Source organism: Flavobacterium sp. (assembly GCF_965277525.1).
Taxonomy (GTDB): domain Bacteria; phylum Bacteroidota; class Bacteroidia; order Flavobacteriales; family Flavobacteriaceae; genus Flavobacterium.
In genome coordinates this window covers 180,350-199,161 of record NZ_CBDIDC010000003.1, presented here as the reverse complement: position 1 = coordinate 199,161, position 18,812 = coordinate 180,350, and the positions used below count along the sequence as shown (strand labels likewise).

General features: G+C 38.4%; 10 protein-coding genes, 2 tRNA genes and 3 rRNA genes. 7 read left to right on the top strand and 8 right to left on the bottom strand.

All coding sequences use genetic code 11. The annotated features are described in order from the left end of the window. Window positions 1-21: 21 nt before the first annotated feature. On the bottom strand, window positions 22-804 hold the full coding sequence (gene dapF / locus ACQY44_RS07575; RefSeq protein WP_428229780.1) for a diaminopimelate epimerase: 783 nt from the start codon (window positions 802-804) through the stop codon (window positions 22-24). Window positions 805-942: 138 nt separating this feature from the next. Between dapF and ACQY44_RS07570 the strand changes: the two genes are divergently transcribed. Both ACQY44_RS07570 and ACQY44_RS07565 read left to right on the top strand, forming a co-directional pair. Continuing rightward, on the top strand, window positions 943-2,343 hold the full coding sequence (locus ACQY44_RS07570) for a trypsin-like peptidase domain-containing protein (protein ID WP_428229779.1): 1,401 nt from the start codon (window positions 943-945) through the stop codon (window positions 2,341-2,343). Between the two features lie 207 nt (window positions 2,344-2,550). Next, window positions 2,551-3,999: a glyceraldehyde-3-phosphate dehydrogenase gene (locus ACQY44_RS07565; RefSeq protein WP_428229778.1), complete on the top strand. Its 1,449-nt coding sequence runs from the start codon at window positions 2,551-2,553 to the stop codon at window positions 3,997-3,999. Between the two features lie 121 nt (window positions 4,000-4,120). On the opposite strand, the gene ACQY44_RS07560 is transcribed toward ACQY44_RS07565, so the two are convergent. Continuing rightward, window positions 4,121-4,579, bottom strand: a complete 459-nt coding sequence (locus tag ACQY44_RS07560; RefSeq protein WP_055095431.1) for an Lrp/AsnC family transcriptional regulator — start codon at window positions 4,577-4,579, stop codon at window positions 4,121-4,123. A 200-nt stretch (window positions 4,580-4,779) separates the two neighbouring features. On the opposite strand from ACQY44_RS07560, the gene ald reads away from it, so the two are divergent. Next, complete coding sequence (gene ald, locus ACQY44_RS07555; protein WP_428229777.1) at window positions 4,780-5,898, top strand: alanine dehydrogenase; 1,119 nt, start codon at window positions 4,780-4,782, stop codon at window positions 5,896-5,898. 132 nt (window positions 5,899-6,030) lie between these two features. Here the strand turns inward: ald and pafA are convergent, their stop codons facing one another. From pafA to ACQY44_RS07525, 6 genes are all read right to left on the bottom strand, one after another. After that, on the bottom strand, window positions 6,031-7,650 hold the full coding sequence (pafA, locus tag ACQY44_RS07550; protein WP_428229776.1) for an alkaline phosphatase PafA: 1,620 nt from the start codon (window positions 7,648-7,650) through the stop codon (window positions 6,031-6,033). Between the two features lie 1,481 nt (window positions 7,651-9,131). After that, window positions 9,132-9,241, bottom strand: a 5S ribosomal RNA gene (gene rrf, locus ACQY44_RS07545). A gap of 138 nt (window positions 9,242-9,379) precedes the next feature. Next, a 23S ribosomal RNA gene (locus ACQY44_RS07540) occupies window positions 9,380-12,263 on the bottom strand. 199 nt (window positions 12,264-12,462) lie between these two features. Beyond that, window positions 12,463-12,536 (bottom strand) — tRNA-Ala (locus ACQY44_RS07535). Window positions 12,537-12,646: 110 nt separating this feature from the next. Beyond that, a tRNA-Ile gene (locus ACQY44_RS07530) sits at window positions 12,647-12,720 on the bottom strand. A gap of 122 nt (window positions 12,721-12,842) precedes the next feature. Then, a 16S ribosomal RNA gene (locus ACQY44_RS07525) occupies window positions 12,843-14,356 on the bottom strand. Together the 16S, 23S and 5S rRNA genes with 2 tRNA genes alongside form the textbook arrangement of a ribosomal RNA operon. Window positions 14,357-15,454: 1,098 nt before the next feature. Between ACQY44_RS07525 and thrS the strand changes: the two genes are divergently transcribed. The 4 genes from thrS to rplT all read left to right on the top strand — a co-directional run bounded on the left by thrS (window position 15,455) and on the right by rplT (window position 18,726). After that, window positions 15,455-17,401, top strand: coding sequence for a threonine--tRNA ligase (thrS, locus tag ACQY44_RS07520; protein WP_428229775.1), 1,947 nt, complete (start codon window positions 15,455-15,457; stop codon window positions 17,399-17,401). 22 nt (window positions 17,402-17,423) lie between these two features. Then, entirely contained in the window at window positions 17,424-17,975 is a 552-nt protein-coding gene (infC, locus tag ACQY44_RS07515) for a translation initiation factor IF-3 (protein WP_072964996.1), read from the top strand. Window positions 17,976-18,083: 108 nt separating this feature from the next. Beyond that, window positions 18,084-18,281 carry a 50S ribosomal protein L35 gene (gene rpmI, locus ACQY44_RS07510; protein ID WP_022827375.1) on the top strand — a complete coding sequence of 66 codons (198 nt, stop codon included), beginning with the start codon at window positions 18,084-18,086 and terminating at the stop codon, window positions 18,279-18,281. A gap of 100 nt (window positions 18,282-18,381) precedes the next feature. Further along, entirely contained in the window at window positions 18,382-18,726 is a 345-nt protein-coding gene (gene rplT / locus ACQY44_RS07505) for a 50S ribosomal protein L20 (RefSeq protein WP_041515545.1), read from the top strand. Window positions 18,727-18,812 lie beyond the last annotated feature (86 nt).

Sequence of the window (18,812 nt, the reverse complement as noted above, 5' to 3'; positions counted from 1 at the left end):
GATAATCCAATTTGTAAATAATTAGATTTCTATTGTTCCTTTAAATACAAATTTTGCTGGTCCGGTCAGGAAAACATTGGTAAAATGATCTCCTCTTTTGTCAAAAGAAACGACTAATTTTCCACCTTCGACATTCAGGTTAATAGATGTTTTATCCGTTTCACCAATGGCATTCATAGCTATTGCGACAGCCGTTGCTCCCGTTCCACAAGCCAGGGTTTCATCTTCTACTCCTCTTTCGTAGGTACGTAGCGAAAAAGTACTGTCATCCACTTTTTTCACAAAATTAATATTACTGCCTTTTTCTCCATATAATTTACCATATCGAATTGCAGCTCCGTTTTCTTTTACATTATAATGTTCCAAATCTTCAACAATCTGAACATGATGAGGAGAACCTGTATTCAAAAAAGTATATGAATCGTTTTTTTGCACTTCATCAACATCGATCATTTGTAACGAAATGATAGCATCTTCTCCAACAGAAGCATGGTGCAAACCGTCTGTAGCAATAAATGTAGTTTCCTTTTCAATAACGCCTAACTGATTAGCAAATGCCACTAAACAACGACCGCCGTTTCCGCACATTGAACTCTGATTTCCATCTGAATTATAATATACCATTCTAAAGTCAGTTTCAGTATCATTTTCAAGTAAAATAAGTCCGTCTGCTCCTATTCCGAAACGTCTGTCGCACAAGCGTTCAACTAATTTAATGTTCTCTTTTGGAAAGAAATCTGATCGGTTATCAATCATTACAAAATCATTTCCGGTACCCTGATATTTATAAAATTCTATTTGCATTTTTTTTTCATTAGTACTACAAAAGTACAAACAAATAATTAATGAAATGTTAATCAATGTTAAAGAGAGTTAAACCATTTTATTCGTTAAATTTTTGAATTATTTTTACATAAAATAACTTAAACATAAATTATAGCTATGAAAAGACTTTCAACCTTATTTTTGGTTTCACTACTTAGTGGTGCTACTACCCTTGGTGCTTACAAGTTATTATTTGAAAGCAACAATTCTTTTTTTGGAAGAGAAAATTCTGTTGTAACTCTTGCGCCCAATTCGTTTGGGAAAAATGTCGCATTATCTGCGGAAACGGTCGATTTTACTGCTGCTGCAGACAAAACAATTCACACTGTTGTTCACGTAAAAAATGTTTCGCGAAGAACTGTTAGTAATCCTATGATGGAATTTTTCTACGGTTACGGTGGCCAACAACAACAAGAACAAGTTGGAACCGGATCTGGTGTCATTATTTCTGAGGATGGATATATCGTGACCAACAATCACGTTATCAAAGATGCTACTGAAATCGAAATTACACTAAACAATAAAAAGTCATACAAAGCAAAATTAATTGGTACTGATTCTAAAATGGACATCGCATTACTAAAAATTAATGCTGATGAAAAATTACCTTATACTGCTTTCGCAAATTCAGATTCTGTAAAAGTTGGAGAATGGGTTTTGGCAGTTGGAAATCCTTATAATTTAACTTCAACAGTAACTGCCGGAATTGTTTCGGCAAAAGCCAGAAATTTAGACACAAACGGAATCCAATCTTTTATTCAGACTGATGCTGCCGTAAATCCGGGAAATAGTGGAGGTGCACTGGTCAATACAAGAGGGGAATTAATTGGTATTAATACCATGATTTCATCAATGACAGGTTCTTATGTTGGATATTCATTTGCCGTTCCGTCTAATATTGCAAGAAAAATTATTGAAGATATTATGGAATTTGGAAATGTTCAAAGAGGAATTCTTGGTGTTGAAGGCGGCGAACTCAACAGTACTGCCTCAAAAGAATTAGGTGTTACTGAAACACAAGGTTTTTATATTAGTAAAGTTTCTAAAAATTCAGGAGCAGAAAAAGCAGGACTTGGCAAAGGAGATATTATTATAAAACTTGATGATCAAAATATTGCGACTTATGCAGATCTTTCGGGATATATCAACACCAAACGACCAAACGATGTTGTAAAGGTAACCTATATTAAAGACGGCAAAACCAAAACTGTTCCGGTAACTTTAAGTAAAAATGAATTTTACAGTACCGAATTCAAGGGAATTGAATTGGAGAATATTGATGCTGCTGATAAAAAGAGATTCAGAATTGATTATGGTGTAAAAATCAGAACGATCAACAATGAAAATTTAATGCAATATCAAAACGAATTACAAGGCAACATTATTCTGAGTATTGATAATGTAAAAGCAACAAATATCGAGACGGTTTCTAAACTTTTAAATAAAAAAGATGAAGGACAAAGTATCCGTCTTGAAATGATTAATAAAAATGGAGAAATCCTTAGAATTATTATTTAATTATAATTTAAAATCGCAGTATTCACTCGCAAAAAACTGATAACTGAGAATAACACTGAAAACTCAAAAAAGTCACCTTAGAAAAATAAGGTGGCTTTTTTTATTTTCAAAAATAAATCACAAAATAGCTTACGAAATCGATTGAAATGGATACTTTTGCGCAAAATTTTAAAAAATTAGTGTCTTATTTTTTCAATTTAATCAATTATGAGCAATAAATCTTTGTACCAAAAAGAGGTATCATTACAAGTCGACCGAAGAAGAGCCGGTGTCGAATTAATTAAAATCATAAGCGATTTATGGTATGACAAATCCATAGAAATGGTTTTATTCAAGAATCAATTATTGGATAAAAATGTCAGCGATATCATCAATTTGCATCAATATGCTGGTGAGTTTGTAGGTAAGCCTATCACTATTTTTGATTCGGTTGAAATCGCAAAAGTTGTTTTATCTTTAGATCTTCCGCCTGCGAAATTAGATCTTGGAAAACTAACTTACGAGTATCGTTTAGAAGATGAAAAATATCCTGATGCGAGATATTTTGTAATCGATAAATTGAAAAAAGCCAAATCATCAGAAGAAATTCAACCCAAAGATGTCGTTTTATACGGCTTTGGCAGAATTGGCAGATTATTAGCCCGAGAATTAATGTCTAAAACCGGAAAAGGAAATCAATTGCGCCTGAGAGCAATTGTAACCCGTGACAAAAATGATGCATCTACTTTAGAGAAACGAGCTTCTCTTTTGCGATATGATTCTATTCACGGCGACTTTCAGGGATCTGTAATAGCCGATCCTAAAAATAATGCACTAATCATAAACGGAACTACTGTTCATATTATTACCGCAAATTCTCCGGAAGAAATTGATTATACACAATATGGTATCAATGACGCATTAGTAATCGATAATACCGGAGCTTTTACTACTGAAGAAGCATTAAAAAGACATCTGACGTCTCAGGGCGCTGGTAAAGTTTTATTGACAGCACCTGGAAAAGGAATCCCAAATATTGTTCACGGCGTAAATCATAATGAATATAATCCGGATCAAATTGATATTTTTTCGGCTGCATCGTGTACTACGAATGCCATAACACCTGTTTTAAAAGTGATTGAAGATACTTTAGGAGTTGTAAAAGGTCATTTAGAAACTATCCATGCCTATACAAACGACCAGAATCTGGTTGATAATATGCATAAAAAATACCGTCGTGGTAGAGCTGCAGCTTTAAATATGGTTATTACCGAAACTGGTGCCGGAAATGCCGTCGAAAAAGCATTACCTTCATTACAAGGAAAATTAACTTCTAATGCTATCAGAGTTCCAGTACCAAACGGATCTTTGGTGGTTTTAAACCTAGAAGTTAAAAAGGCTACTTCCAATTCTGCTATTAATAAAATCATGAAAAAATATGCTCTCGAAGGAGAATTAGTAGAGCAAATAAAATATTCATTAAATAATGAATTAGTTTCATCTGATATTGTTGGTACATCTGCTCCTTCAATTTATGACAGTAATGCTACAATTGTCTCTAAGGACGGAAAAAACATAGTACTCTATATCTGGTATGACAACGAATACGGATATAGCCATCAAGTAATTAGATTAGCAAAATACATTGCTAAAGTAAGACGTTTTACTTATTATTAATATACAACCAATAACTAACTATTTTAAAACCATCACGATTTCTTGATGGTTTTTTTATTAAGTCACAGATTAAAACAATCATCATGATTTCCAAGAGAAATTTTAAATCTGTATAATGAAATTAAATTGGCAAAACAGTCGTACTTTTTACTTCAGAAATTACAAAAACAGTATTTATCAGGGAAACCTCTGGTAATACAGATAATTTCTTCTGGTGAAATTGATGATAGCTTTCCATATCCGGAATGATAATTTTAAGCATATAATCGAAATTTCCGGAGACATAATTACACTCTACTACCTCAGGTAAATTCAAAATAGATTGATTAAACCCTTCTGATGTGTCATAGGTTTGCTTTGTCAAAGTCACCTGACAATAAACAGTAAGGTTGTTACCGAGTTTTTTCTTGTTCAGAATCGAAACATATTTTTCAATAACCCCTTCTTTTTCAAGGCGTTTAACACGGTCGTGAACAGGAGTTAGCGACAAGTTTATTTTGTTTGCAATATCTTTTAATGTATAGTGCGCATTTTCCTGCAAAAGTCGTAAGATTTTTTTGTCAATTTCATCTAAAGCCATAACGAAAACGATTTCTGTAATTAATAAAATTTAGTCATTTTTTCTTTTTGATGAAGTTGAATAGCTCTCAAAAAGAATATTTTTCTGTAAAAGTATTAAATAAAATAATATTTTCTTATTTATGGGTGCGTAATCCATAATAAATTCTCTATCTGTAGTTTTGTAAAAGAAATTCAATAAAAACAAAAAAATATAACAAAATGATAATAGGTGTTCCAAAAGAAATAAAAAATAACGAAAACCGTGTGGCTTTAACTCCTGCAGGTGTTTCTGAAATGAAAAAACATGGACATACAGTGTATGTGCAGGCAACTGCCGGTTTAGGAAGCGGCTTTAGTGATGACGAATATGCACAAGCCGGAGCAGTAGTTTTAGCAACTATTGAAGAAGTATATGCTATTGCTGAAATGATCATTAAAGTAAAAGAACCAATTGCATCTGAGTATCCGTTAATCAAAAAAGATCAATTATTATTTACTTACTTCCACTTTGCATCATCAGAACCATTAACTCATGCTATGCTTGAAAAAGGTGCTGTATGTTTGGCTTATGAAACTGTTGAAAAAGCAGATCGTAGTTTGCCTTTACTAGTTCCAATGTCTGAAGTTGCGGGTCGTATGGCTATCCAACAAGGTGCAAAATATCTTGAAAAACCATTAAAAGGAAGAGGAATTCTTTTAGGTGGTGTTCCAGGTGTACCTCCTGCAAAAGTTTTAGTTTTAGGTGGAGGAATTGTTGGAACTCAGGCTGCAAAAATGGCTGCTGGTTTAGGAGCTCAGGTAACCATCATGGATTTAAGTTTACCACGTTTACGTTATTTAGATGACATTATGCCTGCAAACGTAAATACAGAAATGTCTAACCATTATAATATTACAAAAGCAATTGCTACAGCTGATTTAATTGTTGGAGCCGTTTTAATTCCAGGAGCAAAAGCACCTCACTTGATTACTCGTGACATGCTTAAATTAATGCGTCCGGGAACTGTTGTTGTTGACGTTGCTGTAGACCAAGGTGGATGTATCGAAACTTGTACTCCTACAACACACGAAAATCCAACTTTTATCATTGATGATATTGTTCACTACTGTGTAGCGAATATGCCAGGTGCTGTTCCTTATACTTCTACTTTAGCTTTAACTAATGCAACTTTACCTTATGCAGTGCAATTAGCAAATAAAGGATGGGAAAAAGCTTGTAACGAAAACGAAGAATTGAAAAAAGGATTGAATATAGCTAACGGAAAAATCCTTTACAAAGGAGTTGCTGAAGCTTGGAATCTTCCTTTTAACGAAGAGTTAGTGTTAGCAAACGCATAGTGCTAACATTAAAATAAGTGCTTACTAAACACTATTCAAAAGGCTTTTCTTAAATGAAAAGCCTTTTTTTTATAACATAAAAAAACCTGCCATAAATTATGACAGGTTTTTACTTATCTGTTGAGGCAAAAACTATTTTTTCTCATCTAAAACTTCTTGTAACACTTTTGCTTCAGTTCCGTTTGGAAAACTAACCTTAATTTTCTGCGCTATCGTTGGAGCAATTTCAGTAATGGCTTTTTTGTCATAAGATTCCCCTTTTTTAATATGCCAACCATAAAAAATTGCAGGTACATGAGTATCATAAGCATAAGGTGTTCCGTGTGATGTTCCTGTTGTCGAATATTCAATATCTCCAGGCTTATCGATAATCACCAAATCACCATTCTGAGTTACATCATACCCTTTTGCCACAAAATTTAAATAATAGTCATTTCCTGAATTAGCTAAAATTTCTTCTTCAGTATATACTTTTTTAACTTGTGGTTGTGAAATTAAAAAGTCCTTAAAAGCTTGCTTTACTTTTACTAAATCTAACTTCTTATCTTTAATAATTTGTTTATTAAAGAAAACATTAAAGTTTGAGTAGTTTAAAATCAAATCAGCTCCAAATGTTTTGGTAGAAAAATCCTGCAAACTCTTTTTAACTTCTTTTGATGGATAATTATCTACATTATATTTTCTGTCTTTTAAGTAAATAACGTTTTCAGCACCAGCGTGATCAGCAGTCAGGAAAAGCAAATAATTATCTTTCCCTACAGTTTTGTCCAGATAATTTAAAAAATCAGCGATTGTTTGATCAAGTCTCAAGTAAGTGTCCTGAAGCTCCATAGAACGTGGCCCAAGTAAGTGACCAACATAATCTGTAGAAGAGAAACTAACAGTCAAAAAGTCTGTAATATTATCCTTTCCTAATTCTTCCTTTTCAATGGCTTTCATAGCAAATTCAGCCAATAAATCATTTCCAAATGGAGTTGCTCTTAGGATTCCGGCATCATTTTTTTCATACATTGATTTTAAATCATACGGGAAAACGGGAGCTGCACTTCCATACAATTTACCTTCATAAGGATTATTATCCGGTAAACTTTCGTTATAAGTTGAAGCTGGTTTATATAAATCCCAACCTTTATTGATATAAGGCATATAATGTTTCTCACTATTGAACTGAGAAACCCATTCCGGCAATTTTTCTCCGTAAAACGTACTCGAAATAAAAGATCCGGTTTTGCTGTACCAAAAAGCCCAATTTGCAAAATGACCTGCCGGTAAAATTGCACCACGATCTTTAAGACTAATTCCAATAACTTTGCCTTCAAAATTAGTAGCCATTCTTACTTCGTCAGTGATAGTTGTACTTTGTAAATTTTTAGGAGACATTGCACCCTCTTCCGCAGTACCTTCTCCTACAGTTTTTACACCAGCATCGTCTGTACAATACATTTCTTTACCAAGTGTCCTACTAAACCATTCGTTACCCACAATTCCGTGTGTAGCCGGTGTAGTTCCTGTATAAATTGATGCATGTCCCGGAGCTGTATACGTTGGCATGTAATTATAATGCATATTCTGAAAAGTATATCCATTATTCATCAATCGCTTAAATCCGTTTGGTGAAAAATCATCTGAAAACCGATACAAATATTCCATTTTCATCTGATCTACTACAATACCTACTACCAACTTAGGGCGCTGTTGAGCACTTAAATTTGAGATAACAAACAATGTCAACAATACAATACTTTTTTTCATACTTAAATTATAATATTTAATACAAAAATACAGATTCACATTTAGATAGGCTAACCCACCCTAATTTAAAACCTAAAAATGATCATAATTTAACAGAAACAGGTACTAATCAAATATTTCAATAAATCGTTACGGCATTTCCCTTCGGGTCGGGCGGGCTGTACGCTAAATCTTTTGCGATAGCGGTATTGTTTTGCTTCGCCATAGGGGTTTTAGCATCGCAAAAGGATACCGCTGCCATCCCTAACGCAGTCTTCGATAAAGAAATTCTAAATTTTAAAATTCCAAATTCCAAAGTATTACGCCTGCAAAAGCTTACCAGGCGATTTATAGAATTTCGCAAATGTTGCCAGTGGTTTGAACTATCGGAGTGCACAATATGTTGTCATAATTCTGATAAATAGATTTTTTTACCCCAAAGCCCCCAAAGTAAAACCGCAAAGTTCGCAAAGCCCCAAAATTAAGCCTTGCGAACTTTGCGGTTTTCAGCGGATTCTAAAACTTCCTTGCGATCCTTGCGGTTAAATTACCAACCCATATAAAACAAAAAACCCCGTTTCGTAAGGAACAGGGTTTTCAAAAAAAAGGCGACGACCCCCGATAGCTATCGGGGCTCCCGCATAACTGCAGTATTTTGTAAAACAAAAAATCCCTCCCGATAAATCGGGAAAGATTCTTAAAAGAAAGGCGATGACCCCCGATAGCTATCGGAGCTCCCAAATAACTGCAGTATTTTGTAAAACAAAAAATCCCTCCCGATAAATCGGGAAGGATTCTTAAAAGAAAGGCGATGCCCCCCGATAGCTATCGGGGCTCCCGCATAACAGCAGTATTTGTAAAACAAAAAATCCCTCCCGATTTATTGGGAAGGATTCTTTAAAAGAAAGGCGACGACCCCCGATAGTTATCGGGGCTCCCAAATAACTGCAGTATTTTGTAAAACAAAAAATCCCTCCCGATAAATCGGGAAGGATTCTTTAAAAGAAAGGCGACGACCCCCGATAGCTATCGGGGCTCCCAAATAACTGCAGTATTTTGTAAAACAAAAAATCCCTCCCGATAAATCGGGAAGGATTCTTAAAAGAAAGGCGACGACCCCCGATAGCTATCGGGGCTCCCAAATAACTGCAGTATTTTGTAAAACAAAAAATCCCTCCCGATAAATCGGGAAGGATTCTTTAAAAGAAAGGCGACGACCCCCGATAGCTATCGGGGCTCCCAAATAACTGCAGTATTTGTAAAACAAAAAATCCCTCCCGATAAATCGGGAAGGATTCTTAAAAGAAAGGCGACGACCCCCGATAGCTATCGGGGCTCCCAAATAACTGCAGTATTTTGTAAACAAAAAATCCCTCCCGATAAATCGGGAAGGATTCTTAAAAGAAAGGCGACGACCCCCGATAGCTATCGGGGCTCCCGCATAACTGCAGTATTTGTAAAACAAAAAATCCCTCCCGATAAATCGGGAAGGATTCTTAAAAGAAAGGCGACGACATACTCTCCCACATAACTGCAGTACCATCTGCGCAGGCGGGCTTAACTACTCTGTTCGGGATGGGAAGAGGTGAGCCCCGCCGCAATAACCACCTTAAGGCCGTTTTGCAATGGGTAACTAGCTTTAACTAATCAACATTACACAATATCTTAACATACTGAGATAAAGAAAAGTACTTTTATTTACTATTTTTAGAAAGTTTTCTCCCGATAGCCTAGGCTATCGGGAAAGGGTGTACATAAGCTTACGGATTATTAGTACTACTCGACTATGACATTACTGCCTTTACATCTATAGCCTATCAACGTGGTCATCTTCCACGATCCTTAAAAGAAATCTCATCTTGTGGTGGGTTTCGCGCTTATATGCTTTCAGCGCTTATCCCTTCCAAACGTAGCTACTCTGCGATGCTCCTGGCGGAACAACAGATACACTAGAGGTTTGTCCAATTCGGTCCTCTCGTACTAGAATCAGATCCACTCAAATTTCTAACGCCCACAGTAGATAGAGACCGAACTGTCTCACGACGTTCTGAACCCAGCTCGCGTGCCACTTTAATGGGCGAACAGCCCAACCCTTGGGACCTTCTCCAGCCCCAGGATGTGACGAGCCGACATCGAGGTGCCAAACCCCCCCGTCGATATGAGCTCTTGGGGGAGATCAGCCTGTTATCCCCGGCGTACCTTTTATCCTTTGAGCGATGGCCCTTCCATGCGGAACCACCGGATCACTATGCTCTACTTTCGTACCTGATCGACCTGTATGTCTCTCAGTCAAGCTCCCTTATGCCATTGCACTCTACGCACGGTTACCAAGCGTACTGAGGGAACCTTTAGAAGCCTCCGTTACTCTTTTGGAGGCGACCACCCCAGTCAAACTACCCACCAAGCAATGTCCCCCGCAAAACGGGGTTAGGCCTCAGATAAACAAAGGGTTGTATTTCAACAATGACTCCACAACGCCTGGCGACGCCACTTCACAGTCTCCAACCTATCCTACACATCATTTATCCAAGGTCAATACTAAGCTATAGTAAAGGTGCACAGGGTCTTTTCGTCCCACTGCGGGTAAACGGCATCTTCACCGTTACTACAATTTCACCGAGCTCATGGCTGAGACAGTGTCCAGATCGTTACACCATTCGTGCAGGTCGGAACTTACCCGACAAGGAATTTCGCTACCTTAGGACCGTTATAGTTACGGCCGCCGTTTACTGGGGCTTCAATTCAATGCTTCTCCGAAGATAACATCTCCTCTTAACCTTCCAGCACCGGGCAGGTGTCAGGCCCTATACTTCATCTTACGATTTTGCAGAGCCCTGTGTTTTTGATAAACAGTCGCCTGGACCTCTTCACTGCGGCCCCCATTGCTGGGGGCGACCTTTCTCCCGAAGTTACAGGTCTATTTTGCCTAATTCCTTAGCCATGAATCTCTCGAGCACCTTAGGATTCTCTCCTCAACTACCTGTGTCGGTTTACGGTACTGGTACTAATTACCTGAAGTTTAGAGGTTTTTCTTGGAAGCCCTTAGGCGCACTATCTCTTTGTCCGAAGACTCCGAGTACTATCGTATTTCCCCAAGATCTGTGGATTTGCCTGCAGATCTTATAGGTAGGTACTTCAACGAACTATTCCGTCAGTTCGCGGCGCTTTCATCACTCCGTCACCCCATCACAGTAATTAGTAGTACGGGAATATTAACCCGTTAGCCATCGACTGTCCCTTTCGGGTTCGCCTTAGGACCAGACTAACCCACAGCTGATTAGCATAGCTGTGGAAACCTTAGTTTTTCGGTGTGCGGGTTTCTCGCCCGCATTATCGTTACTTATGCCTACATTTTCTTTTCTAACCAGTCCAGCATGCCTTACGACACACCTTCAACCCTGTTAGAATGCTCCCCTACCACTTAGAGTAAACTCTAAATCCATAGCTTCGGTAATATACTTATGCCCGATTATTATCCATGCTCGTCCGCTCGACTAGTGAGCTGTTACGCACTCTTTAAATGAATGGCTGCTTCCAAGCCAACATCCTAGCTGTCTGGGCAGACAAACCTCGTTCTTTCAACTTAGTATATATTTGGGGACCTTAGCTGATGGTCTGGGTTCTTTCCCTCTCGGACTTGGACCTTAGCACCCAAGCCCTCACTGTTAGTGAACATTATATAGCATTCGGAGTTTGTCAGGAATTGGTAGGCGGTGAAGCCCCCGCATCCAATCAGTAGCTCTACCTCTATATAACTTTATAACTAACGCTGCACCTAAATGCATTTCGGGGAGTACGAGCTATTTCCGAGTTTGATTGGCCTTTCACCCCTACCCACAGGTCATCCGAAGACTTTTCAACGTCAACCGGTTCGGACCTCCACTATGTGTTACCACAGCTTCATCCTGCCCATGGGTAGATCACACGGTTTCGCGTCTAACACTACTGACTAAAGCGCCCTATTCAGACTCGCTTTCGCTACGGATCCGTGGCTAAACCACTTAACCTTGCCAGCAACGTTAACTCGTAGGCTCATTATGCAAAAGGCACGCCGTCACCCCACGAAAGGGCTCCGACCGCTTGTAAGCGTATGGTTTCAGGATCTATTTCACTCCGTTATTCACGGTTCTTTTCACCTTTCCCTCACGGTACTGGTTCACTATCGGTCTCTCAGGAGTATTTAGCCTTAGCGGATGGTCCCGCCAAATTCAGACAGGGTTTCACGTGCCCCGCCCTACTCAGGATACCACTATCTATTACATTTATTACCCGTACGGGACTATCACCCTCTATGGTGTCACTTTCCAGTAACTTCCGGTTCTGCATGCATAAAATATCGTGGTCCTACAACCCCAACAATGCCGTAACATCATTGGTTTGGGCTAATCCGCGTTCGCTCGCCACTACTTACGGAATCACTTTTGTTTTCTTCTCCTCCGCCTACTTAGATGTTTCAGTTCAGCGGGTTTGCCCACCTATCGGTGTACTATGTCTTCAACATAGTGGGTTGCCCCATTCAGGTATCTGCGGATCAATCGGTGTGTGCCCGTCCCCGCAGCTTTTCGCAGCTTATCACGCCTTTCATCGCCTCTGAGAGCCAAGGCATCCCCCATACGCCCTTATTTTGCTTATTGTACCAATCATAAATTAATATGACCGTTTTTTTTTGTCTTTTATTATTCGTATCACTACTTATAACAAAAACGCTTTCTACTTTTTATTATTTTCTTATCTCAATATGTCAATGAACTTTATTTATGTCGAAAGTTGTAAAGCCTAAGGTCATAAAGTCATACTTTTGACTTTCAGACTTTAGTCTTTCGACTAAATTTGTGGAGAATAACGGAGTCGAACCGTTGACCTCCTGCGTGCAAGGCAGGCGCTCTAGCCAGCTGAGCTAATCCCCCATTTTTCAATCTTAGATTGTAGAATTCAGATTTTAGATTCTTGAATTCTTCTCTAATCTCTTTTGGTGAATTCCAACTTCCAGAATTTCCTTTTTTTAAGAGCAAAATAGTTGTCTCGGACAGACTCGAACTGTCGACCCCTACATTATCAGTGTAGTACTCTAACCAGCTGAGCTACGAGACACTCTTATTCTTAAAATTTATTATTTGAACTAACAGCAAGAGTAAAATATTCTCAAAATCAAAACCTTTAAAGCTTCTTCTTTTTTCCTCAGCGTGCATTACTGCTAACACTCGAGGCTCTAGAAAGGAGGTGTTCCAGCCGCACCTTCCGGTACGGCTACCTTGTTACGACTTAGCCCTAGTTACCAGTTTTACCCTAGGCAGCTCCTTGCGGTCACCGACTTCAGGCACCCCCAGCTTCCATGGCTTGACGGGCGGTGTGTACAAGGCCCGGGAACGTATTCACCGGATCATGGCTGATATCCGATTACTAGCGATTCCAGCTTCACGGAGTCGAGTTGCAGACTCCGATCCGAACTGTGACCGGTTTTATAGATTCGCTCCTGGTCGCCCAGTGGCTGCTCTCTGTACCGGCCATTGTAGCACGTGTGTAGCCCAAGGCGTAAGGGCCGTGATGATTTGACGTCATCCCCACCTTCCTCACAGTTTGCACTGGCAGTCTTGTTAGAGTTCCCGACTTGACTCGCTGGCAACTAACAACAGGGGTTGCGCTCGTTATAGGACTTAACCTGACACCTCACGGCACGAGCTGACGACAACCATGCAGCACCTTGTAAATTGTCTTGCGAAAGATCTGTTTCCAAACCGGTCAATCTACATTTAAGCCTTGGTAAGGTTCCTCGCGTATCATCGAATTAAACCACATGCTCCACCGCTTGTGCGGGCCCCCGTCAATTCCTTTGAGTTTCATTCTTGCGAACGTACTCCCCAGGTGGGATACTTATCACTTTCGCTTAGCCACTGAAATTGCTCCCAACAGCTAGTATCCATCGTTTACGGCGTGGACTACCAGGGTATCTAATCCTGTTCGCTACCCACGCTTTCGTCCATCAGCGTCAATCAATTAGTAGTAACCTGCCTTCGCAATTGGTATTCCATGTAATCTCTAAGCATTTCACCGCTACACTACATATTCTAGTTACTTCCTAATAATTCAAGTCTAACAGTATCAATGGCCGTTCCACCGTTGAGCGATGGGCTTTCACCACTGACTTATTAAACCGCCTACGGACCCTTTAAACCCAATGATTCCGGATAACGCTTGGATCCTCCGTATTACCGCGGCTGCTGGCACGGAGTTAGCCGATCCTTATTCTTACGATACCGTCAAGCTACTTCACGAAGTAGTGTTTCTTCTCGTATAAAAGCAGTTTACAATCCATAGGACCGTCATCCTGCACGCGGCATGGCTGGATCAGGCTTGCGCCCATTGTCCAATATTCCTCACTGCTGCCTCCCGTAGGAGTCTGGTCCGTGTCTCAGTACCAGTGTGGGGGATCTCCCTCTCAGGACCCCTACCCATCGTAGCCTTGGTAAGCCGTTACCTTACCAACTAGCTAATGGGACGCATGCTCATCTTTTACCGTTGTGACTTTAATAGTGGTTTCATGCGAAACTGCTATACTATGAGGTATTAATCCAAATTTCTCTGGGCTATCCCTCTGTAAAAGGTAGATTGCATACGCGTTACGCACCCGTGCGCCGGTCTCTAAATCCGAAGACTTATACCCCTCGACTTGCATGTGTTAAGCCTGCCGCTAGCGTTCATCCTGAGCCAGGATCAAACTCTTCATCGTATATTGTTGATCTGATTTGCATCAAATCGTATTGTTATTCGAATCAGTCTCTATCGGTTCTTTTCTAATCTCTCGATTATCTTACTCTTTATTCTTTTGCCTTAACATCTCTGTTAAAGCGGCTGTCAATTCAATATGTCTACGAACGTGTCTTCTTTTTTAATAGCGCTTGTTTCTCAAAGCGGGTGCAAAAGTAGAAAATTTATTTTAACCGGCAAGTAAATTTTGAAGTTTTTTTTAGAAAATTTCTTTTCCTTTTCTTCTCATCTCCCAACCAGCCTATCAATGAACTTTCCGTATTTTGCGGGGTGCAAATGTAACATCTGTTTTCAAATCTCGCAAGCTTTTTGAAATCTTTTTTGAAAATAAATTCTCAGTTTTGATTCGTTGTGCCTGCCAGTATTTCAGTGAACGTCTATCGTTGTTGCGGGTGCAAAAGTACACTCTTTATTTACATTTACAAGCCTTTTGTTTATATAATTTCCACCTTTTTTAAAACTTTTTCTTAACACTCTGATAACACCAACCTTAAGCTTTTACCTTTTTATGGGTTTATACGAATTTTCGCAAAGGATTTGCGTTTTTCGTAATATCAACTTTGAAAGAAGTGCCATTTTTATGGACTTCATAGCTTTTTCAGCGCTTACTAGATTAATTTATAGTTGTCTTGAGTTTTGCTTTTATTCGCGCAAAGGCGCAAAGTCACTAAGTTTCATTTTCATTCCTCTCCTTCTTATGGAAACTTCTGCCCTAGCCCCGATAGTAGTGGAAATCCTTTTGTGCCGGGGTTCGGCACAAAAGATTGGAACGGATAGCGGGAAACAGCTCCTAAATCAAATTCTAAATTCCAAATCCCAAATTCCAAATCCCAAATTCTAAATTCCAAATTCTAAATCCCAAGTTCTAAAAATTAGCATTTCGCCTTGAATAACTCCTCCCCCTTCAATTATAACCGAAATCAGTCCTTATATATAGGAACAAAAACCAACATCTATATTAAGATCTGAATTCTTCCTATATAATATAGTATAAACATGTACTTATATATTGTGTGTGTTTTTGTAATACTTTATATTTGCATTCACAAAATTATAAACAATGATTAAGATTACTTTACCCGACGGGTCAATTAGAGAGTTTGCTTCAGGCGTAACTCCGATGGAGGTTGCCAAAAGCATTAGTGAAGGATTTGCAAGAAATGTAATTTCTGCTTCTTTTAATGGTACAACAATTGAAACCGAAACTCCATTGACGACCGACGGTAGTCTTATTTTATATACCTGGAATGATGCGGAAGGCAAAAAAGCTTTCTGGCATTCGACTTCGCACGTCATGGCACAAGCACTTGAGGAATTGTACCCTGGAATTAAATTAACTCTTGGACCTGCAATTTCGAATGGCTTCTATTATGATGTTGATTTTGAAGATCAGAAAATTGTTGAAGCTGATTTCAAAAAGATTGAAGATCGTGTTCTTGAGATTTCAAGAGGAAAACATGAGTTTAAAATGCGTCCGGTTAGTAAAGCAGATGCTTTAGAACTATATAAAGACAATGTTTACAAGACTGAATTGATTTCAAATCTTCTAGACGGAACTATTACGTTTTGTGATCACGCTACTTTTACTGATTTATGTAGAGGTGGACATATCCCTAACACTGGTATCATCAAGGCTTTTAAAATTATGAGCGTTGCCGGTGCTTATTGGAGAGGTGATGAAAAAAACAAGCAGCTGACTCGTGTTTACGGAACTTCTTTCCCGAAACAAAAAGACCTGGCTGAATATCTTGAACTTCTTGAAGAAGCTAAACGTCGTGATCACCGTAAATTAGGTAAAGAACTTGAATTGTTTGCTTTCTCTCAGAAAGTGGGTCAAGGCTTGCCTTTGTGGCTACCTAAAGGCGCAGCTCTTAGAGATCGTTTGGAACAATTTTTAAAGAAAGCTCAGAAGAAAGCTGGATACGAACAAGTGGTTACTCCACATATTGGTCAGAAAGAACTTTATGTTACTTCTGGGCACTATGCGAAATATGGCGCTGATAGTTTTCAGCCGATACATACTCCTGCTGAAGGTGAAGAGTTTTTATTGAAACCAATGAACTGTCCTCATCACTGTGAGATTTATAACGTAAGACCTTGGTCGTATAAAGATTTACCTAAACGTTATGCTGAATTTGGTACCGTATATAGATATGAGCAATCCGGTGAATTGCATGGTTTAACACGTGTAAGAGGGTTTACTCAGGATGATGCGCATATTTTCTGTACTCCGGAGCAGTTAGATGAAGAATTCAAAAAAGTAATTGACCTGGTACTTTATGTATTTGGTTCATTAGGCTTTGAAAACTTTACTGCTCAAATCTCACTAAGAGACAAGGAAAACAGAGATAAATATATTGGTACTGACGAAAACTGGGAGAAAGCTGAAAATGCAATTATCAATGCTGCGGCTGACAAAGGACTGAATACTGTTGTAGAATATGGCGAGGCTGCTTTTTATGGTCCGAAGCTTGACTTTATGGTAAAAGACGCGTTAGGAAGACAATGGCAATTAGGAACTATTCAGGTGGATTACAACCTTCCGGAACGTTTTGAATTGACTTATAAGGGTGCTGATAATGAATTACATCGCCCTGTTATGATTCACAGAGCTCCTTTTGGATCTATGGAACGTTTTATTGCAATTTTACTTGAGCACACTGCAGGAAATTTCCCACTTTGGCTAATGCCGGAACAGGCTATAATCTTGTCTTTGAGCGAGAAATACGAAATATATGCTAAAAAAGTTTTAGATTTGCTAGAAAATCACGAAATTCGCGCCCTAATTGACAACCGAAGTGAGACTATTGGTAAGAAAATTAGAGATGCTGAAATGCAGAAAATACCGTTTATGCTTATTGTAGGTGAGGAAGAGGAGAAAAACGGAACTATTTCGATCCGTCGTCACGGGCAAGAAGGAAAAGGGAATATTACAGTTACAATTGATGAATTTGTCGCTATTGTAAACGAAGAAATAAAAAAGACATTAAAAGTTTTTACAGTTTAACTTAAATTATAAAGTCATAGCAATAAGAAGCAACAGAGGTTACCAACCTCGAGTAGAAAAAAAAGATGCACACAGAATAAATAACCTTATTCGTGGTGTACAAGAAGTAAGACTAGTAGGCGAGAACATCGAACCAGGTGTGTTTAAGCTTGCAGAAGCTTTACGTTTAGCGGATCAATTCGAATTGGATTTGGTTGAAATTTCACCAAACGCTGAGCCGCCGGTTTGTAAAATCATGGATTACAAGAAATTTGTTTACGAACAAAAGAAACGTGATAAGGTATTAAAAGCTAAGTCTACGCAAGTTGTAGTAAAAGAGATTCGATTTGGTCCTCAGACAGATGAGCATGATTACGAATTCAAAAGAAAGAATGCTGAGAAGTTCCTGAAAGAAGGTGCTAAATTAAAAGCATTCGTTTTCTTTAAGGGTCGTTCTATTATCTATAAGGATCAAGGACAGATTTTATTACTTCGTTTGGCTACAGATTTAGAAGAGTACGGTAAAGTGGAAGCAATGCCGGTTTTGGAAGGGAAGAGAATGATTATGTTCATTGCTCCGAAGAAGAAGAAATAAGTCTTAAAGTTACAAGTCTTAAAGTCGAAAGTCACAAACTGACTTTTGACTTTTAAACTTTCAGATCAAAATATAAGTAAGTAAGAATAAATTAAAACACTAGGAAAAATGCCTAAAATGAAAACAAAATCTAGCGCCAAGAAACGTTTCAAAGTTACTGGTTCTGGAAAGATTAAAAGAAAGCATGCTTTTAAAAGTCACATCTTGACTAAAAAATCTAAAAAACGTAAATTAGCTTTGACACATTCAGCGCTAGTTCACAAAACAGATATGAAAAGCATCAAACAACAATTAAGAATTATCTAATAATTCTTTAGGTTAAAAATTATTTATATAACCTTGGAGTATGGCTTTTAAGTTCCTTTGATTTAATTCAGGGCGCCTGCTACAAAAACACATTAAAATTATGCCAAGAGCAGTAAATTCAGTTGCCAAAAGAGCAAGAAGAAAAAAAATAATGAAGCAAGCCAAAGGTTTCTTTGGTAGACGTAAAAACGTTTGGACAGTTGCTAAGAATGCAGTAGAGAAAGCAATGTGCTACGCTTACCGCGATAGAAAACAAAACAAAAGAAATTTCCGTGCTTTATGGATTCAACGTATCAACGCTGGAGCCAGATTGGAAGGAATGTCTTATTCTCAATTCATGGGGAAAGTAAAAGCTAACGGAATCGAATTGAACCGTAAAGTTCTTGCAGATTTAGCAATGAATCACCCTGAAGCTTTCAAAGCAATACTTAACAAAGTAAAATAAACGTTTTATAAACTCAATTTAGATTACTTACTTATCATAGAAAAACCATTCGTTAACGCGAATGGTTTTTTGCTTTTACGACTGTT

What these genes read in the sequence shown, in the direction of transcription:
- thrS (WP_428229775.1), top strand. Translation starts at nt 15,455, where the DNA reads ATGATTAAGATTACTTTACCCGACGGGTCAATTAGAGAGTTTGCTTCA.
- ald (WP_428229777.1), top strand. Translation starts at nt 4,780, where the DNA reads ATGATAATAGGTGTTCCAAAAGAAATAAAAAATAACGAAAACCGTGTG.
- rplT (WP_041515545.1), top strand. Translation starts at nt 18,382, where the DNA reads ATGCCAAGAGCAGTAAATTCAGTTGCCAAAAGAGCAAGAAGAAAAAAA.
- ACQY44_RS07560 (WP_055095431.1), bottom strand. Translation starts at nt 4,579, where the DNA reads ATGGCTTTAGATGAAATTGACAAAAAAATCTTACGACTTTTGCAGGAA.
- ACQY44_RS07570 (WP_428229779.1), top strand. Translation starts at nt 943, where the DNA reads ATGAAAAGACTTTCAACCTTATTTTTGGTTTCACTACTTAGTGGTGCT.
- dapF (WP_428229780.1), bottom strand. Translation starts at nt 804, where the DNA reads ATGCAAATAGAATTTTATAAATATCAGGGTACCGGAAATGATTTTGTA.
- ACQY44_RS07565 (WP_428229778.1), top strand. Translation starts at nt 2,551, where the DNA reads ATGAGCAATAAATCTTTGTACCAAAAAGAGGTATCATTACAAGTCGAC.
- rpmI (WP_022827375.1), top strand. Translation starts at nt 18,084, where the DNA reads ATGCCTAAAATGAAAACAAAATCTAGCGCCAAGAAACGTTTCAAAGTT.
- pafA (WP_428229776.1), bottom strand. Translation starts at nt 7,650, where the DNA reads ATGAAAAAAAGTATTGTATTGTTGACATTGTTTGTTATCTCAAATTTA.